The sequence below is a fragment of the Pseudomonas sp. NPDC008258 genome (genome assembly GCF_042956345.1).
Classification (GTDB): Bacteria; Pseudomonadota; Gammaproteobacteria; order Pseudomonadales; family Pseudomonadaceae; genus Aquipseudomonas.
Genome location: NZ_JBIBGE010000077.1, coordinates 1 through 1,663, shown reverse-complemented (window position 1 = coordinate 1,663; position 1,663 = coordinate 1). Strand labels below are relative to the sequence as shown.

The following is a 1,663-nucleotide window of genomic DNA, read 5'->3' as shown; positions in this document are numbered from 1 at the left end:
CCCCCGGTGTCAGGGTAGTTGTCGTGTCCCCCGCTTTTTGAAAAGCATTCCGGGGGCGGCAAGAGTATGGTCATGCCTTTCTATTCCGAAGAACGTAAAGCCGCACTGCTGAAAATGATGCTTCCACCACTGAACCTATCGGCGGCGGAGGTCGCCCGGCGCGAAGGCTGCAGCGATATGTCTCTCCATTATTGGCGCAAGCAAGCTGCGGCCAGAGGAACGCAATTGTCCGATACCAAGCAACCCGCTGAGAGTTGGTCAGCCGAAGCCAAGATGGCAGTCATCATGGAAACTGCAGCGCTTTCGGAGCTGGAGATCGGTGAGTATTGCCGGCGCAAAGGCATTTTCCCTGAGCAGATCACCGACTGGCGTAATGCGTTTATCGCCAGTAGCACGAAGCAGTCGACCGCTAAAAATGTGAGCGCTGGTCAGTCCCGAGAAGATAAAAATCGTATCCGTGAGCTGGAGCGTGAACTGCGCCGCAAGGATGCAGCGTTGGCTGAAGCCGCGGCCTTGCTGGTGCTGCGAAAAAAGCTCAATGCCTACTGGGGCAGCGACGACGAGGGCAACTGACCTTGTTGCCAGAACGGCATTTACTCGTTGGTTGGCTTAATGAGGCCATTGCGGCCGGTGCCCGCAGGGCACCGGCTTGTCTGGAGGTCGGCATTTCGCTACGAACGCTACAACGCTGGAGCTTGCCTGATGAGATGCGTGCTGATGGCCGAACCACCACCGTGAGGCCTGCGCCTAGCAACGCGCTCAGTGAGTTTGAGCGTCAAGCTATCGTTGCGCTCTGTAACAGCAAGGCGTACGCACATCTACCGCCGAGCCAGATCGTGCCGCAACTGGCTGATGAGGGCCGATACATGGCCTCAGAAGCGACCTTTTACCGCGTGCTGCACGCCGCAGGGCAGCAGCAGCATCGTTCGCGAGCCAAGAGACCGCATCGTCATGAGGCGCCCACCACCTATGCGGCGACGGCCGCTAATCAGGTGTGGTCGTGGGACATCACCTACCTGCCGTCACCGGTTCGCGGGAAGTTTTACTACCTCTATCTGATCGAAGACATCTACAGCCGCAAGGCTGTGGGCTGGGAAGTTTACGAGTCAGAAAATGGCGAAAACGCAGCTGCGTTACTGCAACGGAGCGTGACTCAAGAGAAGTGCTGGCGGCAGCCGCTGGTACTTCACTCGGACAACGGTGCGCCGATGAAGTCTGCGACGCTGCTGACCAAGATGTATGACTTGGGCATCACACCATCGCGTGGCCGGCCACGCGTCAGCAACGACAATCCCTACTCTGAATCGCTGTTTAGAACGCTGAAGTACTGCCCACAGTGGCCACAGAGTGGCTTTGCCAGCTTAGAGGAAGCGCGTATCTGGGTGAGAGATTTTATGACCTGGTACAACACGGGACATCGTCATAGCCGAATCCGCTTCGTGACACCGGCTCAACGGCACGAGGGAAAAGATCGGGAAATCCTGGCACGGCGCGATGCGATTTATCGCCAGGCCAGAGACAAACGACCCGAACGATGGTCGGGCGGCACCCGCAATTGGAGCCCTATAGGAACGGTCTATCTGAACCCCGAAAGAACGCTGACTGTGGTAACAAAGGTCGCGTAGCACGACGGCGGACGCGACAACTACCTTGAAAAACGCCG

At 57.7% G+C, this 1,663-nt stretch carries 1 protein-coding gene; it reads left to right on the top strand.

All coding sequences use genetic code 11. From position 1 onward, the window contains the following. Positions 1 to 72 precede the first annotated feature (72 nt). Positions 73 to 1,625, top strand: a protein-coding gene (locus ACFY9W_RS29050) for an IS3 family transposase (RefSeq protein ID WP_391138291.1) whose coding sequence is annotated in 2 segments (ribosomal slippage) — positions 73 to 535 and positions 535 to 1,625 — 1,554 coding nt in all. Because the reading frame shifts where the segments join, the coding sequence is not laid out codon by codon here. Positions 1,626 to 1,663: the final 38 nt, after the last annotated feature.